General features: G+C 66.2%; 17 protein-coding genes and 1 rRNA gene. 5 read left to right on the forward strand and 13 right to left on the reverse strand.

The features are described 5' to 3' along the window. Both K343_RS0112515 and tyrS read right to left on the reverse strand, forming a co-directional pair. Positions 1–186: ribosomal RNA gene (locus K343_RS0112515) — 16S ribosomal RNA — on the reverse strand; the annotation flags it as partial. 553 nt (positions 187–739) lie between these two features. After that, a complete protein-coding gene (tyrS, locus tag K343_RS0112520) occupies positions 740–1,945 on the reverse strand; it encodes a tyrosine--tRNA ligase (RefSeq protein ID WP_028008374.1) in 1,206 nt (401 codons plus the stop codon). 275 nt (positions 1,946–2,220) lie between these two features. Between tyrS and K343_RS21965 the strand changes: the two genes are divergently transcribed. Both K343_RS21965 and K343_RS0112530 read left to right on the forward strand, forming a co-directional pair. Continuing rightward, positions 2,221–3,525 (forward strand): OapA family protein, encoded by a 1,305-nt coding sequence (locus K343_RS21965; protein ID WP_245585196.1) that lies wholly within the window; start codon positions 2,221–2,223, stop codon positions 3,523–3,525. Positions 3,526–3,546: 21 nt separating this feature from the next. Next, positions 3,547–4,659, forward strand: coding sequence for an anhydro-N-acetylmuramic acid kinase (locus K343_RS0112530; protein ID WP_028008375.1), 1,113 nt, complete (start codon positions 3,547–3,549; stop codon positions 4,657–4,659). A gap of 39 nt (positions 4,660–4,698) precedes the next feature. Here K343_RS0112530 and erpA read toward each other — a convergent pair whose 3' ends face one another. Genes erpA through argC form a run of 4 tightly spaced genes read right to left on the reverse strand, consistent with a single transcriptional unit; the run spans position 4,699 to position 7,348 of the window. Then, the gene (gene erpA, locus K343_RS0112535; protein WP_028008376.1) at positions 4,699–5,058 is read right to left on the reverse strand and encodes an iron-sulfur cluster insertion protein ErpA; all 360 of its coding nucleotides are present in this window, start codon (positions 5,056–5,058) and stop codon (positions 4,699–4,701) included. Between the two features lie 17 nt (positions 5,059–5,075). Next, a complete protein-coding gene (locus K343_RS21970; RefSeq protein WP_028008377.1) occupies positions 5,076–5,546 on the reverse strand; it encodes a bactofilin family protein in 471 nt (156 codons plus the stop codon). After that, positions 5,530–6,300 carry a DUF6776 family protein gene (locus K343_RS0112545; RefSeq protein WP_028008378.1) on the reverse strand — a complete coding sequence of 257 codons (771 nt, stop codon included), beginning with the start codon at positions 6,298–6,300 and terminating at the stop codon, positions 5,530–5,532. Before K343_RS0112545 ends, K343_RS21970 begins: the two co-directional genes overlap by 17 nt. A gap of 16 nt (positions 6,301–6,316) precedes the next feature. Continuing rightward, a complete protein-coding gene (gene argC / locus K343_RS0112550; protein ID WP_028008379.1) occupies positions 6,317–7,348 on the reverse strand; it encodes an N-acetyl-gamma-glutamyl-phosphate reductase in 1,032 nt (343 codons plus the stop codon). 76 nt (positions 7,349–7,424) lie between these two features. Between argC and hemJ the strand changes: the two genes are divergently transcribed. Next, positions 7,425–7,847, forward strand: a complete 423-nt coding sequence (gene hemJ / locus K343_RS0112555) for a protoporphyrinogen oxidase HemJ (RefSeq protein ID WP_028008380.1) — start codon at positions 7,425–7,427, stop codon at positions 7,845–7,847. Between the two features lie 65 nt (positions 7,848–7,912). Here hemJ and bfr read toward each other — a convergent pair whose 3' ends face one another. From bfr to K343_RS0112570, 3 genes are all read right to left on the reverse strand, one after another. Next, positions 7,913–8,398, reverse strand: a complete 486-nt coding sequence (bfr, locus tag K343_RS0112560) for a bacterioferritin (RefSeq protein ID WP_028008381.1) — start codon at positions 8,396–8,398, stop codon at positions 7,913–7,915. Positions 8,399–8,513: 115 nt separating this feature from the next. Further along, positions 8,514–8,738: a (2Fe-2S)-binding protein gene (locus K343_RS0112565; protein WP_028008382.1), complete on the reverse strand. Its 225-nt coding sequence runs from the start codon at positions 8,736–8,738 to the stop codon at positions 8,514–8,516. 82 nt (positions 8,739–8,820) lie between these two features. Next, positions 8,821–9,444 (reverse strand): RNA pyrophosphohydrolase, encoded by a 624-nt coding sequence (locus tag K343_RS0112570; protein ID WP_436278818.1) that lies wholly within the window; start codon positions 9,442–9,444, stop codon positions 8,821–8,823. Between K343_RS0112570 and K343_RS0112575 the strand changes: the two genes are divergently transcribed. Next, positions 9,443–10,099, forward strand: a complete 657-nt coding sequence (locus K343_RS0112575; protein WP_028008384.1) for a histidinol-phosphatase — start codon at positions 9,443–9,445, stop codon at positions 10,097–10,099. The genes K343_RS0112570 and K343_RS0112575 overlap by 2 nt on opposite strands. A 12-nt stretch (positions 10,100–10,111) precedes the next feature. On the opposite strand, the gene K343_RS0112580 is transcribed toward K343_RS0112575, so the two are convergent. Then, on the reverse strand, positions 10,112–10,909 hold the full coding sequence (locus K343_RS0112580; RefSeq protein WP_028008385.1) for an inositol monophosphatase family protein: 798 nt from the start codon (positions 10,907–10,909) through the stop codon (positions 10,112–10,114). Between the two features lie 123 nt (positions 10,910–11,032). Here K343_RS0112580 and K343_RS0112585 point away from each other — a divergent pair, with 123 nt between their 5' ends. Then, entirely contained in the window at positions 11,033–11,578 is a 546-nt protein-coding gene (locus tag K343_RS0112585; RefSeq protein ID WP_028008386.1) for a cob(I)yrinic acid a,c-diamide adenosyltransferase, read from the forward strand. On the opposite strand, the gene K343_RS0112590 is transcribed toward K343_RS0112585, so the two are convergent. Genes K343_RS0112590 through ampD form a run of 3 tightly spaced genes read right to left on the reverse strand, consistent with a single transcriptional unit; the run spans position 11,559 to position 13,860 of the window. Then, complete coding sequence (locus K343_RS0112590; RefSeq protein ID WP_028008387.1) at positions 11,559–12,389, reverse strand: helical backbone metal receptor; 831 nt, start codon at positions 12,387–12,389, stop codon at positions 11,559–11,561. The genes K343_RS0112585 and K343_RS0112590 overlap by 20 nt on opposite strands. Next, positions 12,389–13,252 carry a regulatory signaling modulator protein AmpE gene (gene ampE, locus K343_RS0112595; protein WP_028008388.1) on the reverse strand — a complete coding sequence of 288 codons (864 nt, stop codon included), beginning with the start codon at positions 13,250–13,252 and terminating at the stop codon, positions 12,389–12,391. The genes K343_RS0112590 and ampE overlap by 1 nt, the downstream gene beginning before the upstream one ends. Positions 13,253–13,260: 8 nt before the next feature. Next, the gene (ampD, locus tag K343_RS0112600) at positions 13,261–13,860 is read right to left on the reverse strand and encodes a 1,6-anhydro-N-acetylmuramyl-L-alanine amidase AmpD (RefSeq protein WP_051278336.1); all 600 of its coding nucleotides are present in this window, start codon (positions 13,858–13,860) and stop codon (positions 13,261–13,263) included. Positions 13,861–13,873 lie beyond the last annotated feature (13 nt).

Genomic DNA, 13,873 nt, shown 5'->3' on the forward strand with positions numbered 1-13,873 from the left:
AGCTTTGGTCTTGCGACATCATGCGGTATTACTCCAAGTTTCCCTGGGCTATCCCCCGCTCTGAGGCAGATTCCTATGTGTTCCTCACCCGTCCGCCGCTAACAGTATTGCTACTGCCCGCGCGACTTGCATGTGTTAGGCATGCCGCCAGCGTTCAATCTGAGCCAGGATCAAACTCTCCACTTTAAAGTGTAAAGCTTAGATCCAAATTACGCCTCGACGTGGCTAAACGTCTTCAGCGTCGAAGAGTCATCTTCGTAACTCAATTAACTTGGCTACGTTGATACTCTCATGTCACGTGGCTTCGCCACGCTCATGGGAGCACCCACACAAATCACTTGCTTGTTCTTAAAGATCTGGCCAACCCGGCGTCTCGTTACTGCGTCGCCGGTCAGCGGGGAGGCGAATAATAGGGTTTTTGGGGCGGCGCGCAACGACTTTTTGCGAGAGTTCATTCAATTAGATGATTTAAAACGTTTTTTTGTTTGCAGCGAAATCCACGCCGGAGTGAAATGCGCTGGAATCGTGCATTTTTTACGCAAATCATGGCTATTCTGTGACCACCCTGGGCGCAGCCGCCTGCTCAAGCCTCATCTGCAGCCCCGCCTGCACTCCATCACTCGCGACGCGCCTTCATGCCGACGGCATAGCATCAAGGCCATGAATGCACAAAGGGCGGGCCACAGGCCCGCCCTTTGTCAATTGCGACTTCCGCGCCCAGCCGGCGCAGTTCCCACCCTTAGGTTTCCGCCACCAGCTCAGCGCGCGCATAGCGGCGCGATCCCACCTGCAGAAGATACTGCTGCCCGGGGGCCAGCATGATCCCGCGATCCTCGATGCGCTGCTGATCGACGCGTACGGCACGCTGATCGACCATGCGATTGCCCTCCGCATTGCTGGATACCAGGCCAGCCTCTTTGAGCACGCGCGCGATTGGCATGCCCGCCACGGGCACGGCGATCCGGATCTGCGGAATGTCTTCTGGCAACGCCCCCTGAGAGAACTGGGCAATGAACGCCGCCTTGGCGGCGGCGCCCGCTTCGCCGCCATGGAACCGGGAGACGAGCTCGACTCCCAGCTCCATCTTGACGTCACGCGGATTAGCGCCGTCGGCCACACTGATCCGCAGCCGCTGAATCTCAGCCAACGGGCGAAACGACAGCAGCTCGTAATAGCGCCACATCAGCGCGTCAGACACCGACATGAGCTTGCCGAACATTTCGCCGGGCGCGTCGTTGACCCCGATATAGTTGCCGAGGCTCTTCGACATCTTCTGAACGCCGTCCAGCCCCTCGAGGATCGGCACCGTCATGATGCACTGGGGGCGCTGGCCCGCCTGAGCCTGCAGGTGCCGCCCCATGAGCAGATTGAACTTCTGATCGGTGCCGCCGAGTTCCACATCGGCTTTCAGCGCGACCGAATCGTAGCCCTGCAGCAGCGGATACAGGAACTCGTGGACCGCGATGGGCTGATTGCCGGCATAGCGCTTGGCGAAATCGTCGCGCTCCAGCATGCGGGCGACCGTGTACTGGGCCGCCAAGCGAATCATGCCCTCGGCGCCAAGCTTGTCCAACCAGCGAGAGTTGAACTCGATCGTGGTCCTTGCCGGGTCAAGGATCTTGAAGACCTGCTCCTTATACGTCTGAGCGTTCTCCTCGACCTGCTCCCGAGTCAGCGGCTTGCGCGTTTCGTTCTTCCCGGTGGGGTCGCCGATCATGCCGGTGAAGTCGCCAATCAGGAACACCGCTTCGTGCCCCTCCTCCTGAAAGGCACGCAATTTGTTAAGCAAAAGCGTATGGCCGAGGTGCAGATCCTTTGCGGTTGGATCGAAGCCCGCCTTGATTCGCAGGCGCCGACCTTCCTGCCGCGCCTTTTCGAGTCGGGCGCGGAATTCCTCGGCCGGAATGATTTCGTCCGTGCCGCGTTCGAGTTCAGTAAAGTCCATGTCGTTTGAGCAGCGAGGGAACCAGGCGTGTTTGAGGTCATCCAACCCAGGCGTTTGGCTTGCAATGCCACGGAAACTGTGTTTCCTTACGGCCTCAAGCAGTAACCAGAACAAGCACGACGATATAGAAGCATTTCCAATGCCGGACCGTGCGGGACAGCGCGGCCTGATATCGTTTTCAGGTTGAGAAGATGAAGATCGATTATAGCCCAGCCGAGCTGGCACCCCGCCGTTCGGCCCGTCGCTCCGTATGGCTTGCGACGGCATGCATCGGCGTGCTGTCCGCTGTTGCGATGCGCGAGGGTATCGCCACGCGCCATAGCGCGCTGCAGGACGCTGCCGGCGACGAAGTCGCGGCCGCCTTCACGCCTACCGCCGAGAATGCCTTCGACGGCGCCATCCAGTCGGCCACCGCGGACGCGCTGCAGGCGCCGGCGGCGAGCGAGTGGACGACCATCGTCGTGCGCCGCGGCCAGACGTTGTCGGACATCTTCGCCAAGGAGGGGCTCGGCCTTTCCGAAGCGGTGGCGATCGTCGGCCTCGGCGGCGACGCGGCACGCCTGAAGAACTTGAAGACCGGCGACAAACTGAGCCTGCGCAAGACGGACGATGACCAGCTCGACGAGCTGAACTATGAGTTCGACGAAACACATACGCTGCAGGTCCGTCGCAGCGACAGTGGCTATGATGCGCTGACCATCGAAGCGGAGATCGAGCATCGCCCGGCGCAGCTCACCGGCGTCATCACCAGCTCGCTGTTCGCCGCCGCGCAAAAAGCGGGCCTCTCGAACCGTCTCGTGATGGAGATCGCCGACATTTTCGGCTACGACATCGACTTCGCTCTCGACCTGCGCGACGGCGATCGTTTCTCAGTGGTCTACGACCAGCTTTACAAGGACGGCAAGAAGCTGCGCGACGGCGACATCGTCGCGGCCGAATTCGTCAATCGTGGCCAGGCTTACCGCGCCATGCGATATGTCGACGCCGACGGCAACGCCACCTATTACACGCCGGAAGGCGAATCGTTTCGCAAGGCTTTCATCCGTACGCCGGTCGACTTCATTCGCATCAGTTCCGGTTTCACGACCGGCCGCCTGCATCCGATCCTGAACGTCATCCGCGCCCACAAGGGCGTCGACTACGCCGCCGCAATCGGGACCCCGGTCAAGGCCACCGGCGACGGCATCGTCGACTTCGTCGGCGTCAAGAGCGGCTACGGCAACGTCGTCACCATCCGCCACGGCGCCAAGTACACGACCCTGTATGGACATCTGTCGCGCTTCCGCGCCGGCCTCAAGGTCGGCCAGCGGGTCCGCCAGGGCCAGCTGATTGCGTACGTCGGCATGACGGGCCTGGCGACCGGTCCGCATCTGCACTACGAATTCCGCGTCAACGGCGTCCACCAGAACCCGCTCACGGTCGCTCTGCCGCGCGCCAATCCGCTGCCGAAGAGCGTCGTGGCGCACTGGCGGATGGAGAACGCCACCGCGCTCGCGCAACTGGAGGCGCTCTCGAGCACGCGCACGGCCCAGCTCGACACGCCAGCCGCCTTGGTCCCGCCGCCCGCACTGCACAATTGAAGCGCCGGAGCGCGTCCCGTCATGGGGATATGCATCGGGCTGATATCGGGCACGAGCCTCGATGCCGTTGATGCGGCTGCCTGCGAATTCGCCGATGACGCCACCTGGCGGCGCCTGATCGCAACCCGGGCGCACCCTTATCCGGGCGCCCTGCGTGCAGAGCTGCTCGCGCTGCAGCGGCACCCCGACACGCCGATCACGCTGCGCGACCTCGCCCGCCTCGACGCTGCGATCGGTGATTGCTTCGCTGAAGCCGCCGCGACACTGATGCGCGATCTGGGGCTCAACGGCGCAGAGGTCGTCGCGATCGGTTCGCACGGGCAAACCGTCTTCCACGATCCGCTGTCGCTGCACACGACGACGCAACTCGGCGATCCGAACCGCATCGCCGCCCGGACGGGCGTACGCACCGTCGCAGACCTGCGCCGCGCCGACATGGCACATGGCGGGCACGGCGCTCCGCTGATGCCCGCCTTCCACCACGCGCTGTTTGCGGACGAGCGCACTCAAGTCGTCGCCAACATCGGCGGCATCGCCAACATCACGGTGCTGCCGGGCGCCGGCAGCGGCCACGTTTTCGGCTTCGACACGGGCCCCGGGAATGCGCTGCTCGACGATTGGGCGCAGCACCATCTCGGCTCGCCTTACGATCGCGACGGCGCCTGGGCCGCGAGCGGCACGCTCGACCCCGCCTTACTGCAGCGCGGTCTCGCCGACCCGTACTTCGGCTGGCCGGCACCGAAAAGCACGGGTCGCGATTACTTCAACCTCGACTGGCTGAATGCCCGCGACGCCGATCTCGCCGCCCGCGCCACGGCCGACGTGCAGCGAACGCTGCTCGAACTGACGGTGGAAAGCCTGGCCAGCGCCATCGAAACGCACGCGCCTTCGGCCGCGGGCCTGCTGGTCTGCGGAGGCGGAGCCCGCAATCGCTTCCTGATGGAGCGCCTGACGGCGCGCCTGCCGCGGCTGCAGGTGAGCGACACCGGCGCCCACGGACTGGATCCGGACTGGGTCGAGGCTGCCGGCTTCGCCTGGCTGGCGCAGCGCACCGTGCTCGGGCTCAGCGGCAATCTGCCCGCCGTCACCGGCGCGGCACGGCCGGTCGTGCTGGGCGGAATCTATCCCGCCTGAAAGCAGGCGCCGGCGAGCGCGGCGCCCGGGGGGCGGAGTTCAAACGGAGAACGAATTCCCGCAACCACAGGTGGTAGACGCGTTCGGATTGCGAATCACAAACTGGGCGCCTTCCACGCTCTCCTTGTAGTCGATCTCGGCCCCGACGAGGTATTGCACGCTCATCGGATCAACGAGCAGGGTCACCCCGTTGCGGACCACGACAGTGTCGTCGTCCTCGCGGTTCTTCTCGAACTTGAACCCGTACTGAAAACCGGAGCAGCCACCGCCGGTGACGAACACCCGCAGCATCTGCGCCGGGTCATCTTCCTCATTCAGCAGCTCGCGGACCTTGTCCGCGGCGGCGGCCGTGAAAACGACCGACGCTTCGTCGGCGATTGCTTCTGCTGCTTCTGCCATGACCGATACCGCCCGCTTTACGCGTTGTTGACCAAGCCCTTGAATCGGCGCGCCTCGCTGAGCTCGTCGACCGTCGCGTCCTGCCCTTCGCCGGTGACGGCGATGTCCAGCTTCTGGGTCGTCTCGTGCACGAGCTGGCCGTTGACCTGGGCGCCGCCTTCCATCTCGATGATCTTGTAGTACACGTTGCCGGTCACGCGCGCCTTGGCGGCCAGCGTGATCTTCTCGGACGCGTAGACATCGCCGCTCACCGAGCCGTTCAGCATGATATTGGGGACACGAACGTCGCCTTCAATGGCACCGCTTTCACTGACGGACAAGGCCGATGCCTTGTCACCGCCGGACAGCACCTTGCCCTTGACCTTGCCATCGATGTGCAGACCGCCGCTGAAGCGGATGTCGCCGAGGATCTCGGTCTGACGGCCGATCAGGGTATCCACACCGGTGGCCGTCGTCGCGCCCTTGGCGCCGCTATTCCCGAACTTCATGAAGATCCTCCCCGTTGTCCATCACGCGCTGCCAGTCAAAGCCTTCCTCGGTTTGCGGCGCGCCGTCGCTGGACGGAACCAGGGTCACCAGCATCCGACTCGGCACGAAGCCGGCCGGCAACTGAAACTCGCCACTGAACTCTTCGAAGTACTTCAGTGAAAATAGCAGATTTTGCGCCAGCTCCGGCGCAAGATCGTTCAGCAGCAGCTTGCGCTCGACACCGCTGGCGCGGCCGGCGATCGACAGCTGGATTCGACCGCCGATCCGCTTTTCATGCCGGACCGACTGGATCAGCGTCAGAAAGAAGCGGTAGCGGCCCGGGCGCCCGGAGACTTCGCTCAGCTTCAGCTCCTGCACGCGCACACCGGCGCGCGCCTGATCGGGCGCCGCGATGCCGCGGTAGAACGCCACCTGCTCGCGCAGTTCGGAGGCTTCCGCCTGCAGATCGGTCAGCGACTTGCGCACAGCATCGCAGGCCTGCGAATCGATTTCCGTGGACCGCTGCGCGTACACCACCTGCTGCTGCAGCTGCGCGATCTCGGTGCGCGCCGCGCGCAGATCGCGCGTCAGCTGGCGACGCTCGGCACGCAACTGCTCCGCCTCGGTCTGCGTCCGCTCGAAATCGCTGACGGTGGTCGCACGCGCATAGCTATACAGGGCCCAGGCACATAGCGCGAGGGCGCCGGTACAGCCAGCGATCAAGGCCGGCCGCAGCCACGGCCGATGTCGGCGGATGATGATCTTGTGCTGCACGTCGGCGCGCCCGCGTTCAGGGCGTCAGCGGCGGCGCCTGCAAACCCAAGCGTTCGTCGAGCCCGAACATCAGATTGAAGTTCTGCACGGCCTGCCCGGATGCGCCCTTGACCAGATTGTCGATCACCGACAGCACGATCACCGTTCTACGGTCCGGCGCCAGATGCACGGCAACGCGGCAGGTATTCGCCCCGCGCACGCCGCGCGTTTCAGGGTGATCCCCGGCCGGCGCCACGTCGACGAAGGGCTCGCCTGCGTAGCGGTCCTCATAGAGCCGCTGCAGGTCGAGATCGTGCCGCTTGAGGCGCGCATACAGCGTGGCGTGAATGCCGCGCACCAGCGGCAGCAGATGCGGCACGAAATTCAGACCGACCGGATGCCGGGCGATGTCGGCCACGCCCTGCAGGATTTCCGGCAGGTGGCGGTGCCCCGGCACGCCATAGGCCTTGAACGAATCCGAGGCCTCGCAGAACAGCGAGCCGATCTTGGCTTCGCGACCGGCACCGCTGACGCCGGACTTGCAGTCGGCGATCACCCCGTCGAGTTCGATGGCGCCGGCCTCGAGCAGCGGCAGCAGACCGAGCTGCACGGACGTCGGATAGCAGCCGGGGTTGGCGACGACGCGTGCCTTGCGGATCGCTTCGCGATGCACTTCCGGCAAACCATAGACCGCCTCGGCCAACAGGTCCGGCGCCGTGTGCTCGAGCTTGTACCAGTCCTTGAACACGGCCGGATCACGCAGACGAAAGTCCGCCGACAGATCGATGACACGCACCCCGCGCGCGACCAGATCGGGCGCCATCTGCATCGCCGTGCCGTGCGGCGTGGCGAAGAAGACGGCGTCGCAGTTCGCCAGCGCGGCCGGATCGGGCGCGGTGAACACCAGATCGCAGTGGCCGCGCAGGTGCGGGAACAGGGCGTCGGCGCGCTGCCCGTCCTCCTTGCGCGAGGTCAGCATGACGACCTCGGCCTGCGGGTGCTGCGCGAACAGGCGCAACAGCTCGGCTCCGGTGTAACCCGTGCCGCCGACGATACCGACCTTGATCATGGACGTTTGCCCTGAAATCACTGGGGCCGGCGATAATAGACGATCAGACCCGCCCACATCGTTTCAGGATCGCGCCATGTACCTGTGGCTCAAAGCCTTTCATATCTTTTTCGTGGTGGCCTGGTTTGCCGGCCTGTTCTACCTGCCGCGGCTGTTCGTCTATCACGTCGACGCCCGCGAACCCGGCACCCATGAACGGTTCTGCGTCATGGAGCGCCGCCTCTACGTGATGACCACGATCGGCATGATCGGCACCTGGCTGCTCGGCATCGCCCTGCTGCTGAACGGCCCCGAGATCTACCTCAAGGCGGGTTGGCTGCACGCCAAGCTCACGCTCGTGCTGGCGTTGTCGGGCTACCACGGCTGGCTGAAGACGCAGCTGCGCGCGTTCGCCCAGCAGCGCAGCACGCGCTCCGCCAAGTTCTACCGGGCGATGAACGAGGTGCCGACGATCCTGCTGCTCGCGGTCCTCATCCTGGTCGTCGTCAAACCGTTCTGAATCTCCGGCTCGGAAATGCGAAAAGCCCCGCGTTTGCGGGGCTTTTCGGGTCCGGATCACGACGCTCAGGACGAAGAGCCGACTTCGCCAACACCGAGCTGCAAGTAATTCTGCAGGCCGATCTTGTCGATCAGCCCCAGCTGCTCCTCGATCCAGTCGATGTGCTCTTCCTCGCTGGTCTGGATCGCCACGAACAGCTCGCGCGTCACGTAGTCGCCGACCTTCTCGCAATAGGCGATCGCATCCTTGTAGAGCGGATGCGCCTCGCGCTCGCGCTTCAAGTCGCACTCCAGCAGTTCCTTGACGTCTTCGCCGATGTATAGCTTGCCGAGGTCCTGAAGGTTCGGCAGCCCCTCGAGAAACAGGATGCGCGCGACGAGCTTGTCGGCATGCTTCATCTCGTCGATCGATTCGTCGTACTCGTGCTTCTCGAGCCGCTTGAAGCCCCAGTTGCCCAGCATGCGCGCATGCAGGAAGTATTGATTGATCGCAGTCAGCTCGTTCTTGAGGCCGAGATTGAGATATTCGATGACCTTGGGGTCGCCGCGCATGGCCAAAGCTCCGTCCTGATGTTTTGGCGGCCAGTATAGGGACGCGCGATGCAGGCGTGCGAAACGCCGAAACGAGCAAGAAGGTTTTCGATTCGCGCTGGGCGCGAATCCCGTTTCAGGCGCCGAGCAGTGCCGGGCCCAGAGCGGACAGCGGAATAGCCGTCTGCTGCTGCTCACGCAGCGTCTCGCCGAGCAACTCGCGCGCCTGCGGCACGCACTTGCCGCAACAGGTACCGACACCATGCGCCCGCGCCAGCTCGCGCAGGCTGGTCACACCGTCCTGGCGGACGGCGCGCCGGATCGCGCGATCGGAGACGGCCTTGCAGACGCAGATGTACATGGCCGCATCGTGCTGCAAATGAGAATCCGTGTCAACTGCTTCGGAATCTCGTTTCGCAACAAGATCCTGACCCGCGCCGCACTCAGCCCAAGACTTCGTCGCCACTCGCCAATCGCGCAGGTCCGCGGAGCAGCGGAGCCAGCTCGCGCAGCGCGCAGTGGTAGACCTCTCTTTTGAATTCAACGACTTCGTCTAGCGGCAGCCAGTAATCGACCCAGCGCCAGCCGTCGAATTCAGGCTTGTGGCTGGTGTCGAGGCGTACGGCGGCATCGGTGGCCGTGAGGCGCAGCGCGAACCATTTCTGCTTCTGGCCGATGCAGACCCGCCCGCGCGAACGGCGCAGATACCGGCTCGGCAGCCGGTAGCGCAACCAGCCCGACGTGACACCGAGGATCTGGACGTCGGCGCGCGTCAGGCCCAGCTCTTCGCCGAGTTCGCGGAACAGGGCCTGTTCGGGACGCTCGCCACGCTGAATCCCGCCCTGCGGAAACTGCCAGGCGTCCTGACCGATGCGCTTGGCCCACAAAAGCTTGCCCTCGGCATTGCACAGGACAATGCCGACATTCGGCCTAAATCCATCTGCATCAATCACTTGAGGGTGCCAACGGCAATGTTTGAAGGGATTGTTCCACAAGCTGCGATCAGCCAGCAACGCATGGCTGCTATCCTGCGCGGCCCTTTTCACACCCTGCCCGGATCGCAGCATGCGCCGCCTCGCCGTCTTCGACCTCGACCACACCCTGCTCGCCAATGACAGCGACCACCTCTGGGGACGCTGGATGATCGAGCACGGCGTCGTCGACGCCGAGCAGTACGCGCGCGAGAACGAGCGCTTCTACGGGCTCTACAGCGCCGGCACGCTCGACATCCACGAATACGCCGCCTTCAGCCTGCGCCCGCTGGTCGAGCAACCGCTGGAGCGCATGCTGGCGCTGCGCGAGCGCTTCGTCGCCGAATGGATCGTGCCGGCGGTCGCGCCGGGCACGCCGGCGCTGCTCGAAAAGCACCGCGCGCAGGGCGACGAGCTGCTGATCACGACCGCGACCAGCCGCTTCATCACCGAACCGATCGCAGCGCTGCTCGGCGTGACGAACCTGATCGCGACCGACCCCGAGATCCACGACGGCCGCTACACCGGCCGGATCGCCGGCATTCCCAACTTCCAGGGCGGCAAGGTCCAGCGACTGCGCGACTGGCTCGCCGGGCAGGCCGAGCCGTACGCGCACCTGACCGCCTACAGCGATTCGCGCAACGACATCCCGCTGCTCGAGGAAGCGCAGGCGGCGGTCGCGGTCGATCCGGACGCGGTACTGCGCGCGACGGCGCAAAGCCGCGGCTGGGCGATCATCAGCCTGCGCTGAGGCCGGCGGCGCTTACAGCGCGAGGCCGGCGAAGGCCTCGTGCACATGCCCGTTGCTGGCCAGCACGGTGCGCGTCTCCAGGCTCAGCGGACGCCCGTTCAGATCAGTGAAGCGGCCGCCGGCTTCTTCGACGATCACCGACAGCGCGGCGATGTCGAGGATGTTGACGTCGGACTCGACCACCGCATCGAGCTTGCCGCCGGCCAGATAGTGGTAGTGCACGAAGTCGCCGTAGCCGCGGATGCGATGCAGCTGCGGAATCAGGCGTCCCAGCTCCGCCCATTGCGGCGCACGCGCCAGCGTCGCCAGATTGCCGGTCGACAGCGTTGCTTGGCTGAGCCGGTCGACGGACGAGACCTGCAGGCGCTCGAAATCGGCGAGCGGCGTTTCCAGCAGGCCGCGCCAGGCGCCGGCACCGCGCTCGGCCCAGACCAGCTCGCCGAGGCCCTCGTTCCAGCACGGCGCGCACGACAGGCCGAACTCGATGCTCGATCCGCGCATCAGCGCGATCTGCACCGAGAAGATCGGATAGCCGCGCACGAAGGCCTTGGTGCCGTCGATCGGATCGACCAGCCACAGCGACTCCGCGTCGGCCATCTCACGGCCGGTTTCCTCGCCGTAGAAGCCGTAATCCGGGAAATGCTCGCGCAGCACGGCCTTGATCGCACGCTCGGCGGCGACGTCGACCTCGGTGACCGGGCTGGCGTCGGCCTTGTACTCGACGCGAAAATTGCCGCGATAAGCCTTGCGGATGATCTCGGTGGCGGCACGCGCGGCTTGCAGCGCGGCGGCGAGGTGCGGACTGGCCATGGAGTTCTGACTCGTTGCGGGGGTGCGCATGATAGCGGCGCGCGGCGGCGCTGGCGCATTCGCAGCTTGCGCTCGGCACCGGTCTTGGGCTGTAGTCGGCGCCCCGTCAGAGGAAGCACGCGCATGGGCAACCGCCTCAGCAAGATCGTCACCCGCACCGGCGACGCCGGCACCACCGGACTGGCCAGCGGCGATCGCATCGCCAAGACGCATCACCGCATCGCGGCGATGGGCGAGCTCGACGAGCTCAACTCGCACTTCGGCGTGCTGCTCGCCCACGATGCGCTGCCGGACGTCTTCCGCGAACCGCTCGGTCTGGTTCAGCACCGCCTGTTCGACATCGGCGGCGAACTCGCGCTGCCCGGCCACATCGCGATCCGCGAGGAGCACGTCGCGCAGCTCGAAGAATGGACCGAGCGCTTCAACGCCGAACTGCCGCCGCTCAAGGATTTCGTGCTGCCGGGCGGCAACCCGGTCGCCGCCCAGGCGCACCTGACGCGCGCCGTTGCCCGTCGCGCCGAGCGCAGTCTGTGGATCGTGCACGCCGAGGCCGCGCTCAACGCCGCGTCGCTGCGCTACCTCAACCGCCTGTCCGATCTCATGTTCGTGATCGGTCGCCTGCTGGCCCGCGCCAACGGCGGCAGCGAGATCATCTGGCGTCACGCCTGACGCGATCGAGCCCCGTGCAGAGCTGGGCGATGCCGTCGAGCACGCGCGGCGACTGCCGCGTCAGCGCATGGGCGTCGACCACCACGCGGCGCGCCGGATCGGCGGCGCGCGCCGGCGCCAGGCGGCGCCAGTAGGCGTCGACGCCGCGCAGGTCCTCGTCGTCGGCGACGACCACGGCATCCGGATCAGCCGCCAGCACCGCCTCGTCGCTGACCACGGCCGAGATCGTCGGCAGCGCGGCGAACACATTGTCGCCGCCGCACAGCGACAGCGCCGCGCTGATCGGACTGCGGCCGTTGATCGTGTATACCGGCCCCGATTCGAGCTGGTAGAAGACGCGCAGCCGCGAGCGGCCGCGATAGCGCTCGCGCAGCGCCGCGAGCCGCCGCGCGTAATCGCCGGCTGCCGCGCGGCCGACATCGGCGTGGCCGAGGCGGCGCCCGAGCGCGGCCAGCTCGGTTCCGATCGCGTCGAGATCGCCGATCGACACGGTCTCGACGCGCAAGCCGACGCCGCGCAGGCGCTCAACGGTCGCCGCCGGCGTGCCGCTGCCCCAGGCCAGCACCAGGCTCGGACGCAGCGCGAGCACGGCTTCGACGTTGACGGCGAAAGCGCTGCCGACCTGCGGCAGGCGCGCGGCGGCCGGCGGCGCGTCGGTGTAGGCGACGACGCCGACCAGGTCATCGCAGGCGCCGACCGCGCAGACCAGTTCGGCCAGGTGCGGCGCCAGCGCGACGATGCGCTCGGACGCCGTCGCGCCGTTCGCGATCAGGCCGAGCAGCAGGCCGGCCAGCACCCGCGCCGCGCGCATCAGAACATGCTGCCGGTCGCGAAGATCGCGAAGAATGCCAGCAGGATCAGCAGCGCGCGCCACTGCATGCGCAGCACTTCGCGCAGCGCCGTGCCGAGGTTGAGCGGCTCGGCGCCGCCGTCGGCGGTTTCCGTGCGCAGCGAAGCCACCGCGATCTCGGCGAGCAGCGCCCAGGTATGCGAGCGCCAGCCGTGCAGCGGCTGGCGCATCAGGCGGCGCCAGGCCGCCAGTGCGTCGTCGAGGCTGCCGGCCAGACCGTAGAGCAGCGTGGTGATGCGCACCGGAATCCAGGCCAGCAGGTTGTGCAGCCAGTCGGCCGTGACTTCCGCCATCGAGCCCGGCGCGGTCTCGCGCAGCAGGCGCGGCAGGCGGCTGGCGACGCGATAGGCGACGGCGCCGGCCGGCCCGAACACGAAGAACCACAGCAGCACGCCGAACAGCTTCTCGTGCGACTGGATGAACAGCGTGCCCATCAGCGAGCGATGATTGTCGTCGGGCTGCGGACCGCGCTGCAGATTGCGCGCGATCTGCTGCACGCGCGCGCTGTCGCCGGCCGCGCGCGCCGCCAGCAGATCGTGTACGTCCTCGGCCAGATCGCGCGGACCGAGACACAGCAGCAGCACCGCAGCGGCGACGCACAGCGCCAGGATCGGACTCCAGATCTGCGCGTAGGCCCACCACACGAGCGCGACCGGCGCGGCGACGACGGCCAGCGGCAGCAGCGGCGATGCCCACAGCACCGCCGGCAGCACGCGATGCAGGCCGCGCATCAGCCACAGAAAGATCACCGGCCGCCCCCAGCCCGGGATGCGGCCGAGCACGCGTTCGAGGCCCAGCGCGATGAGGATGCCGATGAGGGTCATGGAGGCCGTCAGTGTGCCGGAGCGCCGAGCGCCGCGCGATAGCGTGCCCAGTCGAAATGAGGACCGGGGTCGGTTTTTCGTCCCGGGGCGATGTCGGAATGCCCGGCGATGCGCGCCGCGCTGAGCCGCGGATAGGCGCCGAGCAAGGCCTTCGTCACCGCAGCCAGCTTCGCGTACTGCCTGGCGGTGAACGGCCGCTCGTCGCTGCCTTCGAGCTCGATGCCGATCGAGAAATCATTGCAGCGCTCGCGTCCCTCGTAGCGCGACACCCCGGCATGCCAGGCGCGCGCGTCGAACGGCACGTACTGGGTGACACGGCCGTCGCGGGCGATCAGCAGATGCGAGGACACGCGCAGCGCGTGGATGCCGGCGAAGTACGGATGCGCGTCCGGATCGAGACGGTTGGTGAACAGCTGATCGATGTACGGGCCGCCGAAGCGGCCCGGCGGCAGCGAGATGTTGTGGATAACCAGCAGCGAGATGTCGTCCGCGTCCGGTCGCGCGTCGTGGTTCGGCGACGGACAGGCGCGCGCGCCTGCCAGCCAGCCGCCGGCAATCGCCGGCCGCCGCGCGGAACCTTTGCGCCTGATTTGCGTCTGTTCGATCATCCACCTTCACCTT

The sequence above is a fragment of the Solimonas flava DSM 18980 genome (assembly GCF_000426685.1).
GTDB classification, from domain to species: domain Bacteria; phylum Pseudomonadota; class Gammaproteobacteria; order Nevskiales; family Nevskiaceae; genus Solimonas; species Solimonas flava.

Coding starts and splice junctions, on each gene's coding strand:
- argC (WP_028008379.1), bottom strand. CDS start 7,348: ATGATCAAGGTCGGTATCGTCGGCGGCACGGGTTACACCGGAGCCGAG.
- K343_RS0112565 (WP_028008382.1), bottom strand. CDS start 8,738: ATGTACATCTGCGTCTGCAAGGCCGTCTCCGATCGCGCGATCCGGCGC.
- K343_RS0112580 (WP_028008385.1), bottom strand. CDS start 10,909: ATGGCCAGTCCGCACCTCGCCGCCGCGCTGCAAGCCGCGCGTGCCGCC.
- K343_RS0112570 (WP_436278818.1), bottom strand. CDS start 9,444: ATGCTGCGATCCGGGCAGGGTGTGAAAAGGGCCGCGCAGGATAGCAGC.
- tyrS (WP_028008374.1), bottom strand. CDS start 1,945: ATGGACTTTACTGAACTCGAACGCGGCACGGACGAAATCATTCCGGCC.
- K343_RS21970 (WP_028008377.1), bottom strand. CDS start 5,546: ATGAAGTTCGGGAATAGCGGCGCCAAGGGCGCGACGACGGCCACCGGT.
- bfr (WP_028008381.1), bottom strand. CDS start 8,398: ATGCGCGGCGACCCCAAGGTCATCGAATATCTCAATCTCGGCCTCAAG.
- K343_RS0112575 (WP_028008384.1), top strand. CDS start 9,443: ATGCGCCGCCTCGCCGTCTTCGACCTCGACCACACCCTGCTCGCCAAT.
- erpA (WP_028008376.1), bottom strand. CDS start 5,058: ATGGCAGAAGCAGCAGAAGCAATCGCCGACGAAGCGTCGGTCGTTTTC.
- hemJ (WP_028008380.1), top strand. CDS start 7,425: ATGTACCTGTGGCTCAAAGCCTTTCATATCTTTTTCGTGGTGGCCTGG.
- ampE (WP_028008388.1), bottom strand. CDS start 13,252: ATGACCCTCATCGGCATCCTCATCGCGCTGGGCCTCGAACGCGTGCTC.
- K343_RS0112585 (WP_028008386.1), top strand. CDS start 11,033: ATGGGCAACCGCCTCAGCAAGATCGTCACCCGCACCGGCGACGCCGGC.
- K343_RS0112590 (WP_028008387.1), bottom strand. CDS start 12,389: ATGCGCGCGGCGCGGGTGCTGGCCGGCCTGCTGCTCGGCCTGATCGCG.
- K343_RS0112530 (WP_028008375.1), top strand. CDS start 3,547: ATGGGGATATGCATCGGGCTGATATCGGGCACGAGCCTCGATGCCGTT.
- ampD (WP_051278336.1), bottom strand. CDS start 13,860: ATGATCGAACAGACGCAAATCAGGCGCAAAGGTTCCGCGCGGCGGCCG.